The following is a 24,379-nucleotide window of genomic DNA, read 5'->3' on the forward strand; positions in this document are numbered from 1 at the left end:
TAGGCGAGGAAGTGGCCCCGTGACGTTCAAGGCTGAGTACATCTGGATCGACGGCACCGAGCCGACGGCCAAGCTGCGTTCGAAGACGAAGATCGTCGCGGGCTCCCCGGACGGCCTTGAGTCCCTGCCCGTCTGGGGGTTCGACGGGTCGTCCACCATGCAGGCCGAGGGCCACGCCTCGGACCGCGTGCTCAAGCCGGTCGCCGTGTACCCGGACCCGATCCGCGGCGGCGACAGCGTCCTCGTCCTGTGCGAGGTCCTCGACATCGACATGACGCCGCACGCGTCGAACACCCGGGCCGCGCTCGTCGAGACGGAGGCCCGGTTCGGCGCGCAGGAGCCGGTCTTCGGCATCGAGCAGGAGTACACGTTCTTCGAGGGCGACCGCCCGCTCGGCTTCCCCGTCGGCGGCTTCCCCGCCGCGCAGGGCGGCTACTACTGCGGGGTCGGCACGGACGAGATCCACGGCCGTGACGTCGTCGAGGCGCACCTGGACCACTGCCTCGCGGCGGGGCTCGCGATCTCCGGCATCAACGCCGAGGTCATGCCGGGCCAGTGGGAGTTCCAGGTCGGCCCGCTCCCCCCGCTGGAGGTCTCCGACCAGCTCTGGGTGGCGCGCTGGCTGCTCTACCGCACCGCCGAGGACTTCAAGGTCTCGGCCACCCTCGACCCGAAGCCGGTCAAGGGCGACTGGAACGGCGCGGGCGCGCACACCAACTTCTCGACGCGGGCGATGCGCGAGGGCTACGAGGCGATCATCACCGCCTGCGAGGCGCTCGGCGAGGGCTCGAAGCCGATGGACCACGTGAAGAACTACGGCGCCGGCATCGACGACCGGCTGACCGGCCTGCACGAGACGGCCCCGTGGAACGCGTACTCGTACGGCGTCTCCGACCGGGGCGCCTCGGTCCGGATCCCGTGGCAGGTGGAGAAGGACGGCAAGGGCTACATCGAGGACCGCCGCCCGAACGCCAACGTCGATCCGTACGTCGTCACGCGGCTGCTCGTCGACACCTGCTGCTCCGCCCTGGAGAAGGCCGGACAGGTCTGAGACCGTCCGTTTTCGGCCATGAAGACCCCTTGGGCGCCCGCGTTGTCCGCGGGCGCCCTCTTCTTCGCGTACCGCATCTGCTTCAATGAGGGCATGGCCAGTCACCAGGACATCACCGCGCGGGGTCGTCGTCACGACCTCGAGCCGTTCTGGCCCTCCCGCCAGCATCACGACTTCGACCGGGTGTGTTGCCGCGCGACGAACGCGCAGGCCCTCTAAAACCGGCACCGGTCCACCCGCTGCACGGCCTTCGGTCCGCGCGCACGACGTACGTCCTGAACCGACGACTCCGCGCGAAAGAGTTGACCACTCATGGCTGACGCCCGCCCGCTCTCCCCGCTTCCCCACCCCGCCCGCCCCCGCACCCGGCTGCGCGCCGTCGACCGGGACGAGGTGGCGCCCGCCGCCCTCGTCCCCGCCGTCGACGTCGCCGACTACCTGCCGCCGGGCGCCACACTGCTGCCCGCCCCTCCGCACACCCTGCCCACCCTGCCGGGCCACCCGCCGATGATCGGCTACCTGGTGCTCGTCCCGGCCGACAAGCAGCCGCCGCAGCCCGTGCCCTCCGCCCCGGCCGACGGGGACGCGCCCGAGGAGGCCCCGGCCCTGGCCGACCCGCTGATCGGGATCGACGACGCGCAGCGCACCGCCAGTGTGCGCGGGCGCCAACTCGACCTCACCTACCTGGAGTTCGAGCTGCTCGCGCACCTCGTCGCGCATCCGCACCGGGTGCACACCCGCGACCAGCTCGTCACCACCGTGTGGGGGTACGGGCACGTGGGCGACGGCCGCACCGTCGACGTCCACATCGCCCGCCTGCGCCGCAAGCTGGGCGCCGAGCACCGGCACACGATCCAGACGGTGCGCCGGGTCGGCTACAAGTACGTGCCCGGGGTGTAGGCAGCACCACCCCGCCACGGGTGCCGCCGCCACTGCCCCGGACCGCTCCGACCGGCCACACTGTGAGCCGTACGGGTGCCGGACGGACGGAGCGGGCGATGGGTGCGAGGGCGCGGAGCGCCGTGGTGGCGGGGCTGCGCGGGCTCGGGGTCGCGGTGGCCGGGTTCGCCGGGTCGCTCGCCCTGTTCCTGGCGTCGGTCCTGTCGCTGGCGCTGACGGTGACCGGGTTCGGCATCGTGACGACCCCGTGGGTGCTCGGCCTCGTACGGCACTGGGCGAACTGGCGGCGGGCCGTCGCCGCCGAATGGTGCGGGGTGCGGATCCCGGCCACGTACCGGCCGCTGCCGGACGGGCCGCGTGGCGGGCTCCTCGGGCGGGCGGAGCGGACCCGGCTGCTCCTCGCCGACCCGGCGACCTGGCGTGACCTGCGGTGGCTGCTCGTCGACATGACGGCCGGGTTCGCCACCGCGCTGCTCCCGGCCGCGCTGACGTTCTACCCCCTGGAGGGGTACGCGCTCGCGGCCGGGCTGTGGCGGGCCTTCACCGACGGCACGCACGTCGGCTGGTGGTACGGGTTCGTGCCGATCAGCGGCCAGGGCACGGCCCTGCTCGCCGCGGTGCTCGCGACGGCGCTGCTCGCCACCGGCCTGTTCGTGACGCCCGCGCTGTTGCGGGCGCACTTCCTCCTCACCCGGTACGTGCTCGCGCCCGCCACCGGGCAACTGGAGGAGCGCGTACGGACGTTGACCGCGTCCCGGCGGGACGCGGTGGACACCTCCGCGGCCGAGCTGCGGCGCATCGAGCGCGATCTGCACGACGGGGCGCAGGCCCGCCTCGTCGCGGTCGGCATGGACCTGGGCACGGTCGAGGCGCTGATGGAGAAGGACCCGGCGAAGGCCAGGGAGCTGCTCGCGCAGGCCCGCAGGTCGTCGGCGGAGGCGCTGACCGAGCTGCGGGACCTGGTGCGCGGCATCCATCCGCCGGTGCTGGCCGAGCGCGGCCTCGGCGACGCGGTGCGGGCGCTGGCGCTGCGGCTCCCCGTGCCGGCGGAGGTCGAGGTGGAGCTGGCGGGGCGGGCCGGGGCGCCGGTCGAGTCGGCCGCGTACTTCGCGGTCAGCGAGGTGCTCACCAACGCGGTGAAGCACGCGGGCGCCGACCGGATCTGGGTCGGTCTCGCGCACACCGACGGCCGTCTGCGGATCGCCGTCACCGACAACGGCAGGGGCGGCGCGGTGGTCGCCGACGGCGGCGGGCTGGACGGCGTCGAGCGCAGGATCGGTACATTCGACGGTGTCCTCGCCGTCAGCTCCCCGGCCGGCGGTCCGACCATGGTGACCATGGAGATCCCTTGCGAGTTGTCCTAGCCGAAGACCTGTTCCTGCTGCGGGACGGTCTGGTGCGGATGCTGGAGGCGTACGACTTCGAGATCGCCGCCGCCGTGGAGAGCGGGCCCGAACTCACCAAGGCGCTCGCGGAGTTGCGGCCGGACGTCGCCGTCGTCGACGTACGCCTGCCGCCCTCGCACACCGACGAGGGCCTGCAGTGCGCCCTCGCCGCGCGCCGCGAACGGCCGGGCCTGCCGGTCCTGGTCCTGTCCCAGCACGTGGAGCAGTTGTACGCACGTGAACTCCTCGCCGACGGCACCGGCGGGGTCGGCTATCTGCTGAAGGACCGGGTCTTCGACGCGGACCAGTTCATCGACGCGGTCCGGCGCGTGGCGGCCGGGGGCACCGCGATGGACCCGCAGGTCATCCAGCAACTCCTGTCGCGGCGCGCGGCGGACGCCCCGCTCGGCGGGCTCACCCCGCGCGAACTGGAGGTCCTGGAGCTGATGGCGCAGGGCCGCTCGAACGCGGCGATCGCGGCCCAGCTGGTGGTCACCGAGCGGGCCATCGCCAAGCACACCTCCAACATCTTCGCCAAGCTGGGCCTCCCGGTCTCGGACGACGACAACCGGCGGGTCCTCGCGGTCCTGGCCTACCTGGACCGGGGTGGCCGCCGAGAAGGAGGGGCCGCCGATTGAACACGGGCGCCTCCCGTTGCGTACGTAGTCCCATGGGACGCACCTCACGGAAACGGCGCTCTTCGCTGGCGACGCGGATGACCGTCGCGTCGGCCGCACTGCTCCTGGGCGGAGGTGGGCTGGTCGCGGTCAACGTGTACGCGTCGGCCCAGGAAGAACAGGGGCAGGACGCGGGCAGCGGAACGCAGCAGCGACAGTCACAGCAACAGCAAGCGCGGCAGGTCGCCACCATCGACTGCCCGGACGTCGGCACCGCCCTGCCGGACGTCCCGGACGGCGCCCGCGCCCAGGTCGACGGGGAGCTGGCCGCCCTGGACAGCCAGATCACCGAGGCATACCAGCGGCTCGCCTCGAACCGGGACGCCGCCGCGCGGGACCCCGGGTTCGTGCAGAACAGCATCCTGGGCCCGCTGAAGGACAAGCGCGGGGCCGTCCTCGGCCGCATCGGGGAGGACATCCGGCGCAACGGCGGACGGCCGCCGCGGCAGCTCGACGGGATGGCGGCCTGCACGGGGCGCTCCTGGGGCCGGCCACAGCAGCCTTCGCCGCAACCCTCGCAGAACCCGTCGCAGCAGCCCTCGCAACAGCCCTCCGCACCGCCCGGGAACGATGGCGGGAACGGCGGCGCCACCGGCAACGGCCCCGACCCCGCCGACTTCGTCGACATCAAGTCCGTCCAGCCCAACGTCGTGACACCCCGCAACCGGCGCGCCGCCTCCCGCGGCACCTTCACCACCGCCTGCGGCCGCAACGAGAACGGCAAGTTCAACCCGGACAACGTCATCGTCGCGCCGGGTGTCAGCAACGGCGCCCACCACATGCACGACTACGTGGGGAACCAGGCGACGGACGCCTTCTCCAGCGACGACGACCTCGCCGCCGGGCAGACGAGCTGCCGCAACCAAGGCGACAAGTCGACCTACTACTGGCCGGTCCTACGGCTGCAGAACGGGAAGGACGAGGCGGACGCGGGCGCCGACGGCGGCGGCAAGGACCAGAACACCGGGGAGATCCAGACCCCGTCGTCCGTGACGCTGAAGTTCGACGGGAACCCGACCAGCAAGGTCGTCCCGATGCCGCGCTTCCTGCGGATCATCACCGGCGACGCGAAGGCCTTCACCAACGGTGACGCGAACGCCAACGCGTCCTGGAGCTGCACCGGCTTCGAGAACCGCCAGTTGAAGGACAAGTACCCGATCTGCCCGCAAGGCTCGAAGGTCGTACGCACCTTCCGGTTCCAGAGCTGCTGGGACGGGGCCAACACCGACAGCGCCAACCACCGTACGCACGTCGCGTTCGAGGACCCGCGCACCGGCGCCTGCCCCGGCGGTTTCAAGGCGATCCCGCAGTTGGTGCAGCGCATCGTCTACGCCGTGCCGCCGGGCCCCGGGTTCGCGGTCGACTCGTTCCCCGAGCAGTTGCACAAGCCGGTCACCGACCACGGTGACTTCATCAACGTCTTCGACGACAAGCTGATGCGGCGCGTGGCGAACTGCATCAACCGCGGCGACCGCTGCACCTGACCACCCCTGATCCCCCCCACGGGCCGCTGCGCGGCCGTCTCAGTGGTGACCCGCGTGGCCCTCCCCAGCCCGCTCCACGGTCCCGCCGAGCCGGCCGCGCAGCCGTGTCACGACACGGTCCGCGCCGACCGCGACCCACTTGCGGCCGACGAGGTAGGTGCCGCCGTAGTCGTCGGCCGCGTCCAGCCATTCGGCCTGGCCGCGGTCGGAGGCGAAGGTGGCGAGAACGTACCGCTCCCCGCCCGTCCCGCAGGTGGCCTGGCGGAGTTCGGCGGCGTCGGTCTGGACGTCGGGGCGGCAGCCCGCCGTACGCGCCAACTGCTCCAGTGAGCCGCTGGCCGTTCGGGGGATCCGCGGGTGCTCGGGCGCGTCCTCGTGCGCCCCGCACCCGGTCGCCACCGCGGCCACCACAACCCCTGCCACCAGCAGTTTCCTCATCCCGTACTCCTGTCCCCGCCGCTCACGGCTCATCGACACGATCCCGCCAGACTCCGTACGCACCGTTGAGCACGGGCATGCGCCCCGGTTACCGTGCGCCGCACCATCCGCGACGCAGGGGGGTCACACGTATGTCCGCGCCAACGCGACGCACGGTTCTCGGCACGGCAGGCGCCATCGGGCTCGGCACGGCCCTCGGGATGGGCGTGCCGACGGCCGCTCAGGCGGCACCGCACGCACTTGATACGTCAGCGGCCCGCGCAGCGCTCAACAGACGACTGCCGCACCACGCGGACCAGTTCAGACTCAGACTGCTCCCGCCCAAGGGCGGCGCGGACCGCTTCCGGGTCTCCGGCAAGCGGGGCGCGATCGAGGTGTACGGAACGACCCCGGCGACGCTGCTCGCCGGGGTCCACTGGTATCTGAAGTACGTGTGCGACGCGCACATCGCGTGGAACGGCGACCAGCTCGACCTGCCGCGCACCCTCCCGGCGCCCACGCGCGCCCTGGAGCGGTCCACGCCGCTGCCGCACCGGTTCGCGCTGAACGACACCAACGACGGCTACACGGCGCCGTTCGCGGGCTGGCCGTACTGGGAGCGCATGATCGACGTGCTCGCGCTGCACGGCTGCAACGAGGTGCTCGTCATCGCGGGCATGGAGGCCGTCTACCACCGGCTCCTGAAGGACTTCGGCTACAGCGACGAGGAGTCCCGCGCCTGGCTCCCGGCCCCCTCCCACCAGCCGTGGTGGCTGCTCCAGAACCTCTACGGGTACGGCGGTCCGCTCTCCCCCGAGCTCATCGCCGACCGCGCCGAGCTGGGCAGGAAGATCACCGACCGGCTGCGCGAGCTGGGGATGAGGCCCGTCATGCCGGGCTACTACGGGCATGTGCCGAAGGGGTTCGTGGAGCGCAACGGCGGTGACGCGCACGTGGTGCCGCAGGGCACCTGGCACGGCTTCGACCGCCCCGACTGGCTCGACCCCCGTACGACGTCGTTCGCGCAGGTCGCCGAGGCCTTCTACGGGCATCAGCGGGATCTCTTCGGTGAGCTGGACGCGTTCAAGATGGACCTGCTCCACGAGGGCGGCACCCCCGGTGACGTGCCCGTCGCGGACGCGGCGCGCGGCGTGGAGACCGCGCTCCAGAAGAACCGGCCGGGCGCCACCTGGGTCATCCTCGGCTGGGAGGCGAACCCGCTGCCCGCGCTCCTCGACGCCATCGACAAGAAGAAGATGCTGATCGTCGACGGCGTCTCGGACCGGTTCACCTCCGTCACCGACCGTGAGAAGGACTGGGGCGGCACCCCGTACGCGTTCGGCACCATCCCCAACTTCGGCGGCCGGACGACGATCGGCGCCCGCGCGCACATCTGGATGGACAAGTTCTTCGCCTGGCGCGACAAGCCGAACAGCGCCCTGGCCGGCACCGCGTACATGCCCGAGGGCACCGACCGCGACCCGGCCGCGTTCGAGCTGTGGTCCGAACTGGCCTGGACCGAGCGGAAGATCGACCGTGCCGAGTGGTTCGACGGGTACGCCGACTTCCGCTACGGGCGCCGCGACAAGGACGCCCGCGCCGCCTGGCGGGCCATGGAGGAGACCGCGTACCAGCAGCAGGCCGTGGAGCGCTCCGACCCGCACGACTCGCTGTTCGCCGCGCGCCCCGACCTCTCCGCCGACCGCGCGGCCTACTACGCGCCGCGTGCGCTGACGTACGACCCGGCGCGCTTCGACGCCGCGTTCACCGGGCTGCTCGGCGTGGCCGGGAGCCTGCGCGGCAGCCAGGCGTACAAGTACGACCTCGTCGACGTCGCCCGGCAGGCGCTCGCGCACCGCAGCCGCCAGTACCTGCCCCAGCTCAAGGCCGCGTACGCCGACAAGGACCTGCCGCGCTTCAAGGACCTCGCCACCCTGTGGCTGAAGCTGATGCGGCTGTCCGACGACGTGACGGGGACGCACAGCGCCTTCCTGCTCGGGCCGTGGATCCAGGACGCGCGGAACATGGCGACGAACGACGCCGAGCGCGCCGAGTTCGAGCGGTGCGCCAAGGTCCTCATCACCGTGTGGGGCGACCGGGCCACCTCCGACCCGGGCAACCTGCACGAGTACGGCAACCGCGAGTGGCACGGCCTGATGGCCGACTTCTACCTGCCGCGCTGGCAGAAGTGGCTCGACGAGCTCCAGGACGCTCTTGCGGCGGGCCGTGAGCCCGCCAAGGTCGACTGGTTCGCCTTCGAGGAGCCGTGGACCCGCGAGCGCAAGGACTACCCGCTGCGCCCGTACGGGGACGCCTACCGCACGGCCTCGCGCGTGTACGACGTGCTCTCCCGCGCCCCCTACCAGGGCTCCCTGACGGTGACGGCCGAGCCGCCCGCCTTCCCGCCGGGCGGCCACGCGCGCGTGGCGGCCACCTTCCGCAATGTCAACGGCCTGCGCGCGACGGGCCGCGTCGACTTCGCGCTGAAGGGCATCGACGCGACGCCCGAGGACGGCACGTCGCTGCGCAGCGTGCCCCCGGCGGGCCAGGGCACCGTCTCCTGGCAGGCCAGCGCCCCGGGCACCCCGCTCGACAAGCCGCTGCGCCCGCTGCCGTACACGCTCGACGTCACGTACGGGCCGCAGGGCGAGGACCGGGTCACCACCTCGTACAAGGGAACGCTGTTCGAAGCGGGGCCCCTCGACGCGGGCTGGAAGACGTACACCAACAACGAGGCGATCTTCGGCCAGCTCGGCGACCGGTTCGCCATCAACGGCGCGGGCAACGACCTGTGGAAGGGCACCACGCAGTTCGGCACCATCTACCGCGAGGGCGCCTTCCAGGACGGCACGTCCGTCGTCCTGCGGGTGGACTCGCAGGCCGTCACGGGCGCGTGGGCGCGCGCGGGCATCATCGTGCGCAACTCCCTCGCCACCGCAGGTTCGCCGGGGTTCCTCAACCTGGCCGTGACGCCCTCGAACGGCGTGGTCCTCTCCTACGACACCAACGGGGACGGCACGCTCGACACCTACCAGCGGATCACCGGGGTCAAGGCCCCGGTGCTCCTCCGCCTCACCCGCACCGGCGGCTCGTACACCGGCGCCTGTTCCACGGACGGCGGGACCACCTGGCGGACCGTGGCGACCGTGCCCGTGCCGGGGGCGGCGGCGACACAGGACGTGGGCCAGTTCATGACCGCGACGAACGGCGGGAACGGGGCGCGCGGCACCGTCGAGTTCAGCGGGTGGCAGCTCACGTAGGTCCGCGCAAGGAGCCGGGCCGCACTCGGAAAACGGTTGACGCGCACCGGCCGATCTCCGAGTGTGGCCCGATGAGCACCCCTATGAGCACCCCTATGGGCACCGAGAACAGTGTCTGGGAAGAGCGGATCGCCGCCGCGTGGGCCGCCTTCGACGAGTACGGCGAGGAGCGCGCCGACGAGTTCCGCGCGCTCATCGACGGCCTCGTGGCGGAGCTGCCCGCCGACAGCCCGGTGGGCCCCTTCGAGCGGGCCTGCGCCTTCGACTCGACGGGCCACTCCGACAAGGCGGTGCCGCTGTACCAGGAGGCACTGCGGCGCGGTCTCTCCGGGTACCGTGCGCGCCGCACGAAGATCCAACTGGCCAGTTCCCTGCGGAACACGGGGCGCGCGGAGGAGGGTGTCGCGCTCCTCGAACCGGAGCTGACCGCTCCGAGCGACGAGCTGGACGATGCCGTACGGGCCACGCTCGCGCTGTGCCTTTCCTCGCTCGGCCGCGACCGCGAGGGCCTGTCCCTCGTGCTCGGGGCGCTGGCCCCGCATCTGCCGCGCTATCAGCGGTCGATGGCCAACTACGCGCGGGAACTGGTCCGATCGGAGTGAGCAGCGGGGCCGGGTGACCATCCCACGATTCGCTCGTTCTGCTGAACGTGCAGCCACAGGTGGAGCAACCCAGTCCCGCACGGCCCTCCGGCACCCCCGGCACGCCCGACGTCATCGACGTGGAGCAGGCCGAGGCGGCCCTGGTCGAGCACTACCCGCGCCTTGTCCGCCTCGCCTATCTGGTGCTCCCGCCGAGCCTCGGCCGCAACCGCCGCGTGCTCACCGCCCACTCCGTCACCCAGCGGGCCCTCCCCCGCGGCCGCACCGCCACCGCGCCCCCGGCCCTGCCCGCCCAGCGCGGCAGCGCGCCGCGCGGCGCCGACCCGGGCTACGCCTACGTCCGCCTCAAGGTGCTGCGCAGCGCGCTCGAAGCGGGGCGTCCGCTGCTCCGCGCGGCCTGGCCCAAGCGGTCCCAGTTCCCGCCGCTGCTGCCCCGGGTGCGTGGCCTGCGGCTCTTCCCGAAGTCCGGCGGCGCCGACGAACTCGCCCTCGACCAGCGGCTCTCCGCGCTCAGCGGCCCGGCCCGCGCCGTGTACGTCCTGCGCGGCCTCGAACACCTCGACGACGCCGCCGTGCGCACCGTCCTCACCGCGGCGGGCTGCACGCCCCAGGAGACCACCGCCGCGCTGTACGAGGCCGACGGGGTCGAGCCGCAGTACGCGCTGCTCTCCTCCCCCGAGTTCGACCCGTGCTCCCTGCACGCGCGCCCCACCGACCTCATGCGCCGCCGCCAGCACGCCAAGGCGGCGGTCGCGGGGGCCGCCGCGCTCCTGGTCTGCGGCGCCCTCCTCGGCCTGCCCGGCGAGGGCTGGGGCCCGGACGGCGCGGCGGCGCCCCCGTACGCGCGGAACCCGGCGGGGCAGGCCGCGCTCGATCCCGCGAAGCTGACCCGGGTCGACCCGGCGACATGGCGGTCGTCGGCCCGCACCGACTTCTCCGTGTGGCCCGCGCGCGGCTCCCTCACCGATGACAAGGCGCTCCTGCGCCGCGCCCTCGCGGTGTGGGCGCGGCCCGGCGAGAGCGTCCAGGTCTCCGCGACGCCCGGCACCCCGGCCGGCGCCCCGCCCGGACCCGCCCAACTCCTCTACGCGGGCGAGCTGGACCAGGCCCGCGTCGTGCTCCTCTACGACGGCCTGCGCATCGTCCGCTACGCCGAACCCGCCGAGGGCACGAGCGGCGCCGCGCTCGACTTCGCCCGCGTCGACGGGGCGAGCGCCGCCCAGTCCGGCGCCGTCGTCGTCGACCGGTCCGACGGCAACGTGCGGTATCTGACGGCGCCCTGGGTGACCGGCGCCGCCGTCCGCGACCTGCTGAGGCCGTCGGACGCGGCGCGCCCCCTGGCCCGTACGAAGGACGGCGTGACGGCGCCGTTCCCGAGCCCCGCGCTCGCCCCGGCCGGGCAGCCCTGCACCGGCTGGAACGCGCTCGCGCTCACCTCCGCCGACGCCACCCGGTACGCCACCGACCTCGGCGAACTCGTGCCCGCGCACCTCACGGCCGGGGCGCCGGACGCGCCGCGCGAGGCCCGGCCCGCCGACTGGGCCGCCACGGCCTGCTCCCTCGCCGCCGCCCGCTCGCACGGCGTCCGCTCCGTCAACGCGTGGGCGTACGCGGAGCAGAGGCTGCCCGAGGGGAACGGGCGGGCCGAGTGGGTGTGCACCCGGGCCGAGACCTGGCGGGGCGGCGGCCCGCGCACCCTCGCCCTGTTCCGCCCGCCGGGGGCCGGTTCGGCGGTCGTCGCGGCCAAGTCCCAGACGTCGGCCGCGTGCGGGGAGCGGGACCAGGCGGTGGTGGCCGGGGTGCGCTGGAAGTCGCGGGGCGGCCACTGGTACCTGGTGGCGGCGGGCAGTAACGAAGTGAAGTCCCTGAGCGCGGCGGGGGTCAGCGAGGCGGGGCATGTGCTTGCGGTGCGCGTTGCGCGGGGCGCGGACGTGACTCTTGCCGGGGTCACCGACGGCGGGGTTCAAGTGGCGCCGCTGCGGTAGTCCAGCCCCGGGGCTCCGCCCCGGCCCCCGCTGCCTCTCGTACACAGGCGGGGCTTGAGGGCGCGGTGGGGGTGCGGTGGGGGTGCGGTGGTCGGCCCGGAACGTCTGGGCCGGGCGGCCAATGGGCAACTGAGCGGGGCGTTTCCGCTCGGTAGAGTGTTCGTATGACGACCGGGGTGCGGCGGCGCAGGATGGGTGTCGAGGAGCGGCGGCGGCAGTTGATCGGGGTCGCCCTCGAACTGTTCAGCCACCGTTCGCCGGACGAGGTCTCCATCGACGAAATAGCCTCCGCGGCCGGCATCTCCCGGCCGCTCGTCTACCACTACTTCCCCGGCAAACTCAGCCTGTACGAGGCCGCGTTGAAGCGGGCCGCCGAGGATCTCGCGCAGCGGTTCGACGAGCCCCGCGAAGGGCCGCTCGGCGCACGGCTGCTGCGTGTGATGGGCCGGTTCTTCGACTTCGTGGACGAGCACGGCCCCGGCTTCTCGGCGCTGATGCGCGGCGGCCCGGCGGTCTCCGCGGGCGGCTCCTGCGCCCTGGGCACGGCGTCGGCGACGAACGCCCTCATCGACTCCGTCCGCCAGGCCGCGTACGACCAGATCCTCGCGCACCTGGACGTCGCCGAGCCGTCCCCCCGCCTGGAGCTGGTGATCCGCTCCTGGATCTCGCTGGCCGAGTCGACGGCCCTGCTCTGGCTGGACGGCCGCCGCGTCCCCCGCGAGGAGCTCCAGCTCCAACTGGTGAACGACTTCGCCGCGCTGGCAGCGGTGAGCGCGGCGAACGACCCGAAGACGGCCACCCTCCTCCACACCATCCTCAGGAACGAACCCATCGACGGCCCGTTCACGGAACCGCTCAGGCGGCTCGGTGCGCTGGCTGGGATCGCGGGGTCAGCCGAGGGCTGACTTGTAGGCCGGTGCCAAGTCGCGTACCTCCACCGAGAGGTGAACGCCTTCGGGGTCCTTGATGTGGGTGGGGAGCAGCGTCAGGACCGACTCCGTGAGGGCCTGCTTCGCCTCCTCGGTGCGTCCGGCGAGCAGGGCGATCTCCACGTGGACGACGTGCGCCTCCTCGGTGCCGTCGCCGACGACCGTCTCCTCGGCGCTGCGGAACCGCGTCTTGCAGGCGGGGACGCGGGCCCCGACGAGGTCGACGCAGGCCTGGTGGACGGCGCCCGCGAGCGCGGGCCTGTCGAGGCGGCCGTCGAGCGCGGCGGAGTGGTCGACGGTGATGTTGGGCATGGCTGCTCCGTGTTCCGTGGGCGAGGGCTGCGGCGTCCGCTGCCACCGGCCACCCTTACGGTGATCGGCGTGCGCGCACAACTCTCGTTCCGCCTGGCGGACGCGGTGGCCCTCAGGGCGGGACCACGGGGCTGAGCCGCAGGGCGAGCAGGGCGATGTCGTCGGCGCGGTCGGCGCCGAAGCAGGACAGCAGGGTGTCGCACAGCGCGTCGGGCGCTGCGGGCGCGGCGCTCGCGGCGGCGCTGAGCTGGTCCATGGAGACGGAGAGGTCGGTGCCGCGGGTCTCGATCAGCCCGTCGGTGACCATGAGGAGCCGCTCACCGGGCGCGAGGTCGATGACGGTGGGCGCGGGGTGCGGCAGGCCGAGCCCGAGCATCGGTCCGGCCGCCTCGGCGTAGTGCGCCGGGCCGTCGTCGGGCACGCGCAGGGGCGGGATGTGCCCCGCGTTGGCGATGAGGGTGCGGCCGGTCGCCGGGTCGACGAGGGCGAGGCAGACCGTGGCCGAGCTCTCGGGGTGGTAGTGCTGGAACATCCGGTCGAGGCGGGTCAGGAGCCGGGCCGGGTCGGGGTCCTCGATGCTGTACGCGCGCAGGGCGTGCCGGATCTCGACCATGACGGTGGCCGCGTCGAGGGAGTGCCCGACGACGTCCCCGATGGCGACGAGCGTGCCGGCGGGGGTGGGCAGCGCCGCGTAGAAGTCACCCCCTATCTCCGTCTGCTGCGACGCGGGTACGTAGCGGAAGGCGACGTCGACACCGGGCAGCGGCGGCAACTGGGCGGGCAGGAAGCTGCGCTGGAGCGTGAGGGCGACGTGCCGTTCCTGCTCGTACATGAGGAGGGGTTCGGCGGCGAGCGCGGAGGCGCGGGCGAGCTGTGCGACGAGCGGCCCGACCCGCCCGCCGGGGTCGGGCGCGACGGGCATCGCCAGGCAGACGGGGAGGTGCCCGGCGCGGGTGCGGGCGAGGACGAGCTGGACGTCGCGGGGCCCGAAGTAGGCGTCCGGCCACACGGACCGGGGCACGATCATGCTCCGCACGCCGCCGGGGGCGCACTCCACGCGCCGGGCGAGCGCGGCGGCCCGCTCGCGCGCGACGGCGTCGGGGGCCGGGGCGGTGCCGCCGCGCCGGGAGAGCCCGGCGTGCACGTCCCTGTCGTCGCCGAGGACGAAGACGGCGGCGCTCTGCCGGGTGAGCCGGGCCGCCGCCTCCGCCGTGGTGGTGGCCAGCTCGACGAGGCAGCGCGCGCCCTGCACGTCGACGACGGCCTCGGAGAGCAGCGCGAGCCGGTCGAACTGGCCTTGCGCGTCGGTGAGTTCGCGGGCGCCGCGCAGGGCGGCGCGGACGACGGCGCGGATCTCCTCGGGTTCGGCGGGGACCGTCAGATACGCCTCGCCGCCCGCGTCGAGCGCCCGGCAGCGGTCGCCGGGCCCGGAGGGGCGGGCGGAGAAGTGCACGACGGGGATGCCCGCGAGCATGGGCAGCGCCTTGACGCGGCGGCACAGCTCGTAGCCGCTGAGGTCGGGCAGGCCCACGTCGACCAGGGCCACGTCGGGCAGGGATCCGGCGCGCAGCCGGGTGTCCAGTTCGACGAGGGCCTCGCCCGCGGAGGCGACGGGGACGACGACGTGCCCGGCGCGGGTGAGGACCGCGCCCATGGCGTAGCGGCTCGCGGCGGTGTCGTCGACGACCAGGACCGTGCTGGCGCTGTCGGTCCTGTACTGCTGGACGGTGCTGTTCACGAGGCGGCCCCCTCGGGGCGGAGCGGGCGGGCCCCCTGCGGCCCACCGCACCAAGGTAGCGCCGGGCACCCCCGGCGGGCCTCGGGAAGGCGCAGCTTCACCGTTCCGGGTGTCCCCCTGCCAACCCCGTGTCACGGCAGGGCACTTCCTCCGCGGGGCCCGCTCGGTGTGCAATACGGCATGTGACCGGTAAGGTCCCGTCCCGTGACCGCACGTCTTGCCGACATAGCAGCTCAAGCGGGGGTCAGTGAAGCGACCGTCAGCCGCGTGCTCAACGGCAAGCCCGGGGTCGCCTCGGCCACCCGCCAGTCCGTCCTGGCCGCGCTCGACGTGCTCGGCTACGAGCGGCCGGTGCGGCTGCGCCGGCACAGCGCGGGCCTGGTCGGCCTGATCACGCCCGAGCTGGAGAACCCGATCTTCCCGGCGCTCGCGCAGGTCATCGTCCAGGCGCTGACCGGGCAGGGCTTCACCCCGGTCCTGGCGACGCAGACGCCCGGCGGCTCCACGGAGGACGAGCTGACGGAGATGCTGGTGGACCGGGGGGTCAGCGGCATCATCTACGTGTCCGGGCTGCACGCCGACACCACGGCCGACACCCGGCGCTACGAGCGGCTGCGCGGGCAGGGTGTCCCGTTCGTCCTCGTGGACGGCTTCTCCCCGGCGGTCGCGGCCCCGTTCATCTCCCCCGACGACCGGGCGGCGGCGCGGCTCGCGGTGACGCACCTGGTCTCGCTCGGTCACACCCGGATCGGGCTCGCGGTGGGACCGCGCCGGTTCGTGCCCGTGCAGCGGAAGATCGAGGGGTTCGTCCGCACGATGAAGGAGCTGCTCGCCCTCGCGCCCGAGGAGGTGGAGCGCGATCTCGTGCAGCACTCGCTGTACACGCTGGAGGGCGGTCAGGCCGCGACGGCGGCGCTGCTCGACCGCGGGTGCACGGGGATCATCTGCGCGAGCGACATGATGGCACTGGGTGCCGTCCGGTCGGTGCGGGAGCGGGGCCTGGAGGTTCCGACGGACGTGTCGGTGGTGGGGTTCGACGACTCGCCGCTGATCGCCTTCACGGACCCGCCGCTGACCACGATCCGCAAGCCCGTGCACGCGATGGGTCAGGCGGCCGTCAACACGCTCCTGGAGGAGGTCGGTGGTACGCCCGCGCCGCACAGTGAGTTCGTGTTCATGCCGGAACTGGTGGTCCGGGGGTCGACCGCGTCGTCCCCTGGGGTCCGCCCTCGTCCCTAGGGCGTAGAGGATGCGACGGGAACCCGACCGGGGGATGATCGGACGAGGGCCGATATCTGGCAGACTCTGTTGCTATGGGTGAAACGACGGTGACGACACTGGAAGGCCGCGAGGCCCCCACCACGTCACCCATCGCGGAGGACCGCGGCGGGCGGACCGGTCGTGGCCGCCTCGATGCCGTGCACCGCCTGCGTACGCCGCGGCGTCCCCGGCTCTGGTTCGAGATCCTTCTGATCGCGGTCAGTTACTGGACGTACTCGCTGATCCGCAACGCCGTCCCGGAGCAGAAGGCGCAGGCCCTGCGGAACGCGGACTGGATCTGGTCCGTCGAGCAGCACCTCGGGATCGCCTTCGAGCGCAGCGTCAACCACGCGGTCGACTCGGTGACTTGGCTGATCGTCGGCATGAACTACTACTACGCGACGCTGCACTTCGTCATCACGCTCGGTGTCCTCGTGTGGCTTTTCCGCTACCACCCGGGCCGGTACGCGGCGGTGCGCCTGGCCCTCTTCGCGACCACCGCCGTCGCCCTGGTCGGCTACTACTTCTATCCGCTGGCGCCGCCGCGCCTGATGACCGGCGGGCACTTCATCGACACGGTCGCCGTCCATGAGACGTGGGGGTCGATGGCCTCCGGCAACCTGAAGAACATGTCGAACCAGTACGCGGCGATGCCGTCGATGCACATCGGCTGGTCGCTCTGGTGCGGTCTGACGATCTTCGCGCTCGCCTCCGTGCCCTGGGTCCGGGTCCTCGGCCTGCTCTACCCGGCGCTGACCCTGCTCGTCATCGTGTCGACGGCGAACCACTTCTGGCTGGACGCGGTCGGCGGCATGATCTGCCTGGCCTTCGGCTTCCTCGTGGCGCGGCTCTGGTACGGGGCGCTGCCCCACGCCCTGCCGCGCCAGGTCGGCGGGGAGCTTCAGGGCGCCCCGTAGAAGCGCTCCTCCATCACGGCCCGTGCCCGCCGCGTGATCCGGCGGTAGTCGTCCAGCATGTCCCCGACGTGGCCGGGGTCGTAGCCGAGGTAGCGGCCCACGGCGCCCAGCTCGCGCCCGTCGGAGGGGAAGGTGTCGCCGGCCCGGCCGCGCACCAGCATCACCGCGTTGCGCACCCGGGACGCGAGGACCCACGCCTCGTCCAGCGTCGCCGCGTCCTGCTCGGGCAGGAGGTCCGCCGCGCGGGCTGCGGCCAGCGCCTCGCGGGTGCGGGTGGTGCGCAGGCCGGGCAGGGCGTGGCCGTGCTGGAGCTGGAGGAGCTGGACCGTCCACTCCACGTCGGACAGGCCGCCGCGGCCGAGCTTGGTGTGCAGGGTGGGGTCGGCGCCGCGGGGCAGCCGCTCGGACTCCATGCGGGCCTTGAGGCGGCGGATCTCGCGCACGGCGTCGTCGCCGAGCCCCTCGGCGGGGTAGCGCAGCGGGTCGATCAGCTCGATGAAGGCGGCGCCGAGGTCGGCGTCGCCCGCGACGTGCTGGGCGCGCAGCAGCGCCTGTGCCTCCCACACCAGTGACCAGCGGCGGTAGTACGCCTCGTACGACTTGAGGGTGCGCACGAGGGGACCTGTCTTGCCCTCGGGGCGCAGGTCCGTGTCGATGAGGAGCGGCGGGTCGGCGCTGGGCAGGGCGAGCAGGCGGCGCATCTCGCCGACGACCTTGTTCGCGGCCCGGGCCGCCTCCTGCTCGTCGGCGCCCTCGCGGGGCTCGTACACGAAGAGGACGTCGGCGTCGGAGCCGTAGCCCAGCTCGTGGCCGCCGAAGCGGCCCATGGCGATCACGGCGAAGCGGGCAGGGAGCTGATCGCCCCAGCCGTCCCTGACGACCGCCCGCAGGGTGCCGGCGAGGGTCGCCGCGGTGAGGTCGGAGACGGCGGCGCCGACCCGGTCGACGAGGGCGCCCTGGTCGGCGACGGCGGGGCTCTCCTCGGTCCCGTAGGAGGCGATGAGGTCGGCGGCGGTGGTGCGGAACAGTTCGCGGCGGCGGACCCCGCGGGCGGCGGCGACGGCCTGCTCGACGCCGTCGGCGCGGCCGACCGCGGCGAGCACCTCCTGTTCGAGCTGGGCGGCCGGGCGCGGGTCGAGGCCGTGCGGATCGCCGAGCAGGGCGACGGCCTCGGGGGCGCGCATGAGGAGGTCGGGGGCGAGGCGTCCGGCGGACAGGACGCGGGCGAGGTTCTCGGCGGCGGCGCCCTCGTCGCGCAGCAGCCGCAGGTACCAGGGGGTCTTGCCGAGGGCGTCGGAGACCTTGCGGAAGCCGAGGAGGCCCGCGTCCGGGTCGGCGGAGTCGGCGAACCAGCCGAGCAGCACGGGCAGCAGCGTCCGCTGGATCGCCGACTTGCGGGAGACGCCGGAGGCGAGCGCCTCCAGGTGGCGCAGGGCCGAGGTGGGGTCGGCGTAGCCGAGGGCGACGAGCCGCTCGCGGGCGGCCTCCGTGCTCAAGCGGGTCTCGCCGGGCGCGAGTTGGGCGACGGCGTCGAGGAGCGGCCGGTAGAACAGCTTCTCGTGCAGGCGGCGCACGACGGAGGTGTGCCGCTTCCAGGCGCGGCTGAGATCGGTGAGCGGTTCGGTGCGCATGCCCATCGAGCGGCCGATGCGGCGCAGGTCGGCGTCGTCCTCGGGGACGAGGTGGGTGCGGCGCAGCTTGTAGAGCTGGATGCGGTGTTCGAGCGTACGCAGGAAGCGGTACGCGTCGTCGAGCTGGACGGCGTCGACCCGGCCGACGTAGCCGCGCTCGGCGAGGGCCGCCAGCGCGTCGAGGGTCGTGCCGCTGCGCAGTGACGTGTCCGAGCGCCCATGCACCAATTGAAGCAACTGGACGGCGAACTCGACATCACGCAGTCCGCCGGGGCCGAGCTTCAGCTCGCGGTCGACCTCGCCCGCCGGGATGCCCGCGATGACGCGCTTGCGCATCTTCTGCACGTCGGCCACGAAGTTCTCGCGCTCGGCGGCCTGCCACACCATCGGGGAGACGGCCTCGATGTAGGCGGCGCCGAGTTCGGCGTCGCCCGCGACGGGCCGGGCCTTGAGGAGCGCCTGGAACTCCCAGGTCTTGGCCCAGCGCTGGTAGTAGGCGACGTGGGAGGAGAGGGTGCGCACCAGCGGGCCGTTGCGGCCCTCGGGGCGCAGGTTCGCGTCGACCGGCCAGATCGTGCCCTCGACGGTGGTGTCGGAGCAGATCCGCATCATGTGCGAGGCGAGCCGGGTCGCGGCCTGGACCGCCTTTCCCTCGTCCTCGCCCTCGACTGCCTCGCCGACGAAGATGACGTCGACGTCGGAGACGTAGTTCAGCTCGTGGCCGCCGCACTTGCCCATCGCGATCACGGCGAGGCGGCACAGCGCGGCGTCGGTGGGCGCCGCCGCGCTGGCGATGGCGAGGGCGGCGCGCAGGGTCGCGGTCGCGAGGTCGGCGAGTTCGGCGGCGGTCTGCGCCACGTCGGTCGTGCCGCACACGTCGCGGGCGGCGATGGAGAGCAGGGAGCGCCGGTAGGCGGCGCGCAGCGCGTCGGGGTCGTCGGCGCCCGCGAGGCCGCGCTCGAACTCCTCGATGCCCGGGTGCAGATCGCTGTGCTCGTACGTGACGAGGGCCCGCCAGTCGGCCGGGTGCCGGGCCAGATGGTCGGCGAGGGCCTCGGAGGCGCCGAGGACGCCGAGGAGGCGGTCGCGCAGCGGCTTGGCGGTGACGAGCGTGTCGAGCAGTTCGCGGCGGCCCGCGTCGCCGTCCGCCCGCTCCTGCGCCTCGACGAGCCTGACCAGGCCGAGCAGGGCCAGGTCGGGGTCGGCGGTGGCGCCGAGCGCGTCCAGGAGCAGCGGGTCGGAGCGCACCCCGGACAGGGCGGGCGTGTCGAGCAGCCGCTCGGCGCCGGACGGATCGGTGAACCCGTGCCGCAGCAGCCGCGTGAAGGTACTGCTCCTGCGCCCCTGCGGCACCGACATCCCGGCCTCCTGTTCGATCACACGCTGGTCAAGAGGGTACTGCGGTCGGTGCCTGACCGATGAGTTGTGGGCGCGCGCGGAGTCGTCATGATGGGGAGGCGGAGCCGCCCCACGTACGCATGATCGCCTGAACGTCGCCTCATCGGAAGGACAGCAGGACATGGAGTGGACGCTGGAAGTGGTCGTCGTGCCGGTGTCGGACGTGGACCGGGCCAAGGAGTTCTACGCCGACAAGGTGGGCTTCAAGGTCGACGTGGACCAGCAGGTCGCGCCCGGCATCCGCGTGGTGCAACTGACGCCGCCCGGATCACGCTGCTCGATCTCGCTGCTGGAAGGGATGCCGGGTGCTCCCGGCCAGTCGGCCATGGCGCCGGGGTCGCTCTCCGGTCTCCAGGTGTGCGTCACGGACATCGCGGCGGCGCGCGAGGAGCTGGTGGCGCGCGGCGTGGACGTCTCGCCGGTCCAGCACGCGGGCGCGGAGGGCTGGACGGAGGGCCCCGGCGACGAGGAGTGGAACACGTTCATGTTCTTCAGCGACCCCGACGGCAACGGGTGGACGGTCCAGGAGGCACCGGCACCGCTGTCACAGCGCTGAGACCGCGCCGGCGCGGGCGTGGCGGTGGGCGTGACGGCCCGGGGCGGTGGCCGGGGCGGCCCGGGGCGGCGGGCGTGACGGCCCGTGGCGGGGGCCGGGATGGCTCATGGCGGCGGGCGTGACGGGCCGGGGTGGTGGCGCCGTCCGTTCACCGAGGCTTCATCCGTCAGGACCGGCACGTGTGACGCGGGAGGCTCTTGGCGTGTGCATGATCTGGCCGCACGCCAAGATCCCCCGCCCGCTCCCTCGGATCCCTCGGAGGTCACCGTGTCCGGCAGATCACTCCTCGCGCGCGCCCGCGGCAAGGCGCTCGCCTCGGCCCTCGCCCTCGCGGCCGCCGCCACCGGCGGCTGGCTCGCCCTCACCGGCATCTCCCCCGCGCAGGCCGCGGCCGCCGTGCCCACCCCGGACCACACGGTCGTCGTGGTCTTCGAGAACCACGCGTACAGCCAGGTCATCGGCTCGTCCAGCGCGCCCTACATCAACAGCCTGCGCACGGGCGGCGCCAACCTCACCGCGTCCTACGCCGAGACCCACCCCAGCCAGCCCAACTACTTCGCCCTGTTCTCCGGCTCCACCCAGGGCGTCACCGACGACAGTTGCTACACCCCCGGCTTCTCCAAGGCGCCCAACCTCGCCTCGGAGCTGATCGCCGCCGGGAAGACGTGGGGCAGCTACAACGAGGGCCTGCCCAGCGCGGGTTCGACGACCTGCTCGTCCGGCGACTACGCCCGCAAGCACAACCCGTGGTTCGGCTTCAGCAACGTCCCCACGTCCTCGGCGAAGACCTTCGCCCAGTTCCCGGCCGACTTCTCCACCCTCCCCCAGGTCTCCTTCGTCGTCCCCGACCTCTGCTCCGACATGCACGACTGCTCGGTCTCCACCGGCGACACCTGGCTGAAGAACAAGCTCGGCTCCTACGCGACCTGGGCGAAGACCCACAACAGCCTCCTGGTCGTCACGTTCGACGAGGACAACCGGCTGAGCGGCAACAAGATCCCCACGGTCCTGTACGGGCAGCGGGTCACCCCCGGCTCGACGTCCTCGACCACGTACAACCACTACGACCTGCTGCGCACCCTGGAGGACATGCACGGCCTCCCGCACGCGGGCAACGCCGCGACGGCCAAGGACATCACCGGCGTCTGGACCTCGTGACATGTACGTAGCGGACAGCCGCGCCGGCGCCCCGTCGGGTCCGGCGCCGACGTCCGCGGAGCCCGCCGCCCGGTTTCTCGCCGGGCGGCGGCGCGCCGTGGGCCCCACCGTGCTCGCCCTCGGCACGGTCAGTCTGATCACCGACGTCTCCTCCGAGATGGTCACCGCCGTGCTGCCGCTGTACCTGGTCACCGGGCTCGGCCTCAGCCCGCTCGGCTTCGGCGTCCTCGACGGCGTCTACAACGGCTTCTCGGCCCTCGTCCGCCTGGTCGGCGGCCGGTTCGCGGACAGCGGCGGCGGACGCCACAAGACGGTCGCCGTCCTCGGCTACGGCCTCTCCGCCCTGTGCAAGCCGCTGCTCCTGCTCGCCGGCTCGCTCCCCCTCATCGGCGCGGTCCTCGCCGCCGACCGCACAGGCAAGGGCCTGCGCACGGCCCCGCGCGACGCGCTGATCTCCCTGTCGAGCGAACCGGAGACGCGGGGCCGGGCCTTCGGCGTGCACCGGGCGATGGACACGGCCGGGGCCCTGCTCGGCCCGCTGGTGGCGTTCCTCGTCCTGCGCTGGACCGTGGACGGGTACGACGCGGTGTTCACGGTCAGCTTCTGCGTGGCGGTGCTCGGGGTGGTCGTGCTGGTGCTGTTCGTGCCGCCGTCCCGGGGCTCCGCCCCGGACCCCGCTCCCCGATCGCCGCAGCGGCTCGACCGGGCCCGTCTGATCCGCCCCACCCTCTGCGCGACGCTCCTCGGCCTGGCCACGGTCAGCGACGCCTTCGTCTACCTGCTCCTCCAGCGCCAACTCGGCGTACCGGAGAAGTGGTTCGCGCTCCTCCCTCTGGGCACGGCGGCGGCGTTCCTGCTCCTGGCGGCGCCCCTGGGCCGCCTCTCCGACCGGGTCGGGGCCTGGCCGGTCTTCCTCGGCGGCCACGTGGCCCTGCTGACGGTGTACGGGCTCCTCCTCACCCACGCGCACAGCCCGGCGCTGCCCTACGCGGTGCTTCTCCTCCACGGCACGTTCTACGCGGCGACGGACGGCGTGCTCATGGCAGCCGCGTCCGGGGACCTCCCCGAGGACCGGCGCTCGTCCGGCCTGGCGGTGGTGCAGACGGGGCAGGCGCTGGCCCGCTTCGGCGGCTCGCTCGGGTTCGGGGCGGCGTGGACGGCGTGGGGCGACCGCACGGCGCTGACGGTGGCGGCGGTGCTCCTCGTGGGGTGCGGCGCGGTGTCGTACGCGCTGTGGCCCCCTCGGCCCGGAAGGAAGGTGGCCGCATGACGAACCGCGGCAGGCTCACGGTCCTCATGGCGGCGGTGCTCGCCCTGGCCGCGGTGGCGACGGCGGCGGTCCTGCACGCCTCCGCGCGCGCGGACCGCAGGAACGAGGCGCGGCCGGGCGGCCCGGCGGTGACCACGGGAAAGGTGCTGCTGTCCCCCGGCGCCCCGCGTCTGGTCTTCCGCAACATGGCGTGGGGCCCGCACAGGGACGAACTGGCGACGGTCCGGGCGGACGCCCCCGACGGAGGCCGGCGTACAGCGACGGCGACCGGGGTGAAGTGCCTGCGCTTCTACGCGAGCGCGGGCACGGGCATCTGCCTGCAGTCGGTCCACGGCACCCTGACGGACACCTACCGGGCCACGGTCCTGGACGCTCGCCTCCACGAGAAGGCGCACTACGCGGTCCCCGGCATCCCCTCGCGCGCGCGGGTGTCGCCGAGCGGGCGGTACGCGGCATGGACGGCGTTCGTCGGCGGCGACAGCTACGCGGGCACGGACTTCTCGACGCGGGCGGCCATCGTGGACACAGCGACGGGAGAACTGACCCCGACCCTGGAGTCGTACAGGATCATCAAGGACGGGCGCGCCTACCGCTCGGCGGACGTGAACTTCTGGGGCGTGACGTTCGCGCAGGACGACCGGCACTTCTACGCGACGCTGGCGACGAAGGGCAGCACGTACCTGGTCCGGGGCGACATGGCCACCCGCACGGTCACGACCCTCCACCGGAACGTCGAATGCCCCTCCCTCTCCCCCGACGGCACGAGGATCGCCTACAAGAAACGCGTGCGGGGAGCCTCCGCGGACGCCCCCTGGCGCCTGTACGTACTGGACCTGGCCACGATGCGGGAGACGGCGCTGGCCGAGCCGCGCAGCGTGGACGATCAGGCGGTGTGGAGCGACGCCGGGCACCTGACGTACGCGCTGCCGGGCGACTACGGCGCCGACCTGTACACGGTCCCGGCCGACGGTACGGGGAGCGCGCGGCGCCTCCTTACGGCGGCGGTCTCCCCCGCCTACCTTTGACCGATGGACATGACCCTGGAAGTGATCCCGCTCCCCGTCACGGACATCGACCGCGCCAAGTCCTTCTACACGGACAAGGTCGGCTTCCGCTGCGACGTGGACCGTGAGCTGATGCCGGGCTCCCGCCTGGTCCAGCTCACGCCACCCGGCTCGGGCTGCTCCATCGTCCTCGCCGCCGGCATCCCGATCCCGACGGGCACCCCGACGCCCGGCACCTACCACGGCCTGCAACTCGTCGTCACCGACATCAAGGCCGCCCACGCCGAACTCACCGACCGCGGCGTCGACGTCTCGGACCCGGTCCAGTTCGGCACGGACGACGGCGGCACGTTCGCCTACTTCACGGACCCGGACGGCAACGGCTGGGCGCTCCAGGAGTACCGCAAGCGGGCGAGCGTGCCCCTGCGGGACACGCTCGGCTAGC

Annotated in this window: 21 protein-coding genes; 17 read left to right on the forward strand and 4 right to left on the reverse strand. The window is 73.3% G+C overall.

The features are described from left to right. Positions 1–19: 19 nt before the first annotated feature. The 6 genes from glnII to ABZ877_RS13440 all read left to right on the forward strand — a co-directional run bounded on the left by glnII (position 20) and on the right by ABZ877_RS13440 (position 5,497). Positions 20–1,051: a glutamine synthetase gene (glnII, locus tag ABZ877_RS13415; protein WP_361069127.1), complete on the forward strand. Its 1,032-nt coding sequence runs from the start codon at positions 20–22 to the stop codon at positions 1,049–1,051. Between the two features lie 18 nt (positions 1,052–1,069). Further along, positions 1,070–1,270, forward strand: coding sequence for a hypothetical protein (locus tag ABZ877_RS13420; RefSeq protein ID WP_361069490.1), 201 nt, complete (start codon positions 1,070–1,072; stop codon positions 1,268–1,270). A gap of 93 nt (positions 1,271–1,363) precedes the next feature. Further along, on the forward strand, positions 1,364–1,951 hold the full coding sequence (locus ABZ877_RS13425; protein WP_361069130.1) for a winged helix-turn-helix domain-containing protein: 588 nt from the start codon (positions 1,364–1,366) through the stop codon (positions 1,949–1,951). A gap of 98 nt (positions 1,952–2,049) precedes the next feature. Next, complete coding sequence (locus ABZ877_RS13430; protein WP_361069133.1) at positions 2,050–3,315, forward strand: sensor domain-containing protein; 1,266 nt, start codon at positions 2,050–2,052, stop codon at positions 3,313–3,315. After that, on the forward strand, positions 3,300–3,974 hold the full coding sequence (locus ABZ877_RS13435) for a response regulator transcription factor (RefSeq protein WP_361069136.1): 675 nt from the start codon (positions 3,300–3,302) through the stop codon (positions 3,972–3,974). The genes ABZ877_RS13430 and ABZ877_RS13435 overlap by 16 nt, the downstream gene beginning before the upstream one ends. 32 nt (positions 3,975–4,006) lie before the next feature. Beyond that, positions 4,007–5,497, forward strand: a complete 1,491-nt coding sequence (locus ABZ877_RS13440) for a DUF1996 domain-containing protein (RefSeq protein ID WP_361069138.1) — start codon at positions 4,007–4,009, stop codon at positions 5,495–5,497. A gap of 39 nt (positions 5,498–5,536) precedes the next feature. On the opposite strand, the gene ABZ877_RS13445 is transcribed toward ABZ877_RS13440, so the two are convergent. Then, positions 5,537–5,935, reverse strand: coding sequence for a hypothetical protein (locus tag ABZ877_RS13445; RefSeq protein WP_361069141.1), 399 nt, complete (start codon positions 5,933–5,935; stop codon positions 5,537–5,539). Between the two features lie 131 nt (positions 5,936–6,066). Between ABZ877_RS13445 and ABZ877_RS13450 the strand changes: the two genes are divergently transcribed. From ABZ877_RS13450 to ABZ877_RS13465, 4 genes are all read left to right on the forward strand, one after another. Further along, complete coding sequence (locus ABZ877_RS13450; RefSeq protein ID WP_361069144.1) at positions 6,067–9,174, forward strand: alpha-N-acetylglucosaminidase; 3,108 nt, start codon at positions 6,067–6,069, stop codon at positions 9,172–9,174. An 83-nt stretch (positions 9,175–9,257) separates the two neighbouring features. Then, positions 9,258–9,776: a tetratricopeptide repeat protein gene (locus ABZ877_RS13455; protein WP_361069147.1), complete on the forward strand. Its 519-nt coding sequence runs from the start codon at positions 9,258–9,260 to the stop codon at positions 9,774–9,776. A gap of 59 nt (positions 9,777–9,835) precedes the next feature. Continuing rightward, on the forward strand, positions 9,836–11,761 hold the full coding sequence (locus ABZ877_RS13460) for a hypothetical protein (protein WP_361069149.1): 1,926 nt from the start codon (positions 9,836–9,838) through the stop codon (positions 11,759–11,761). 164 nt (positions 11,762–11,925) lie between these two features. Beyond that, complete coding sequence (locus ABZ877_RS13465; protein ID WP_361069152.1) at positions 11,926–12,666, forward strand: TetR/AcrR family transcriptional regulator; 741 nt, start codon at positions 11,926–11,928, stop codon at positions 12,664–12,666. On the opposite strand, the gene ABZ877_RS13470 is transcribed toward ABZ877_RS13465, so the two are convergent. Next, positions 12,652–13,002, reverse strand: a complete 351-nt coding sequence (locus tag ABZ877_RS13470; protein WP_361069155.1) for a 5-carboxymethyl-2-hydroxymuconate Delta-isomerase — start codon at positions 13,000–13,002, stop codon at positions 12,652–12,654. The two genes, ABZ877_RS13465 and ABZ877_RS13470, sit on opposite strands and share 15 nt — an antisense overlap. Positions 13,003–13,114: 112 nt before the next feature. Continuing rightward, a complete protein-coding gene (locus tag ABZ877_RS13475) occupies positions 13,115–14,740 on the reverse strand; it encodes a fused response regulator/phosphatase (RefSeq protein ID WP_361069158.1) in 1,626 nt (541 codons plus the stop codon). Positions 14,741–14,944: 204 nt separating this feature from the next. On the opposite strand from ABZ877_RS13475, the gene ABZ877_RS13480 reads away from it, so the two are divergent. Then, the gene (locus tag ABZ877_RS13480; protein ID WP_361069161.1) at positions 14,945–15,979 is read left to right on the forward strand and encodes a LacI family DNA-binding transcriptional regulator; all 1,035 of its coding nucleotides are present in this window, start codon (positions 14,945–14,947) and stop codon (positions 15,977–15,979) included. 74 nt (positions 15,980–16,053) lie between these two features. Next, a complete protein-coding gene (locus ABZ877_RS13485; protein WP_361069163.1) occupies positions 16,054–16,917 on the forward strand; it encodes a phosphatase PAP2 family protein in 864 nt (287 codons plus the stop codon). On the opposite strand, the gene ABZ877_RS13490 is transcribed toward ABZ877_RS13485, so the two are convergent. After that, positions 16,902–19,907 carry a bifunctional [glutamine synthetase] adenylyltransferase/[glutamine synthetase]-adenylyl-L-tyrosine phosphorylase gene (locus ABZ877_RS13490; RefSeq protein ID WP_361069166.1) on the reverse strand — a complete coding sequence of 1,002 codons (3,006 nt, stop codon included), beginning with the start codon at positions 19,905–19,907 and terminating at the stop codon, positions 16,902–16,904. The two genes, ABZ877_RS13485 and ABZ877_RS13490, sit on opposite strands and share 16 nt — an antisense overlap. 160 nt (positions 19,908–20,067) lie before the next feature. On the opposite strand from ABZ877_RS13490, the gene ABZ877_RS13495 reads away from it, so the two are divergent. From ABZ877_RS13495 to ABZ877_RS13515, 5 genes are all read left to right on the forward strand, one after another. Next, positions 20,068–20,502: a VOC family protein gene (locus ABZ877_RS13495; protein WP_361069169.1), complete on the forward strand. Its 435-nt coding sequence runs from the start codon at positions 20,068–20,070 to the stop codon at positions 20,500–20,502. 267 nt (positions 20,503–20,769) lie between these two features. Continuing rightward, positions 20,770–21,660 (forward strand): alkaline phosphatase family protein, encoded by an 891-nt coding sequence (locus ABZ877_RS13500; RefSeq protein ID WP_361069172.1) that lies wholly within the window; start codon positions 20,770–20,772, stop codon positions 21,658–21,660. A gap of 1 nt (position 21,661) precedes the next feature. After that, positions 21,662–22,930 carry an MFS transporter gene (locus tag ABZ877_RS13505; protein ID WP_361069175.1) on the forward strand — a complete coding sequence of 423 codons (1,269 nt, stop codon included), beginning with the start codon at positions 21,662–21,664 and terminating at the stop codon, positions 22,928–22,930. After that, complete coding sequence (locus ABZ877_RS13510) at positions 22,927–23,955, forward strand: TolB-like translocation protein (protein WP_361069177.1); 1,029 nt, start codon at positions 22,927–22,929, stop codon at positions 23,953–23,955. Before ABZ877_RS13505 ends, ABZ877_RS13510 begins: the two co-directional genes overlap by 4 nt. 3 nt (positions 23,956–23,958) lie before the next feature. Continuing rightward, positions 23,959–24,378: a VOC family protein gene (locus ABZ877_RS13515; RefSeq protein WP_361069180.1), complete on the forward strand. Its 420-nt coding sequence runs from the start codon at positions 23,959–23,961 to the stop codon at positions 24,376–24,378. Position 24,379 lies beyond the last annotated feature (1 nt).

The sequence above is a fragment of the Streptomyces sp. NPDC046939 genome (genome assembly GCF_040644575.1).
Classification (GTDB): domain Bacteria; phylum Actinomycetota; class Actinomycetes; order Streptomycetales; family Streptomycetaceae; genus Streptomyces.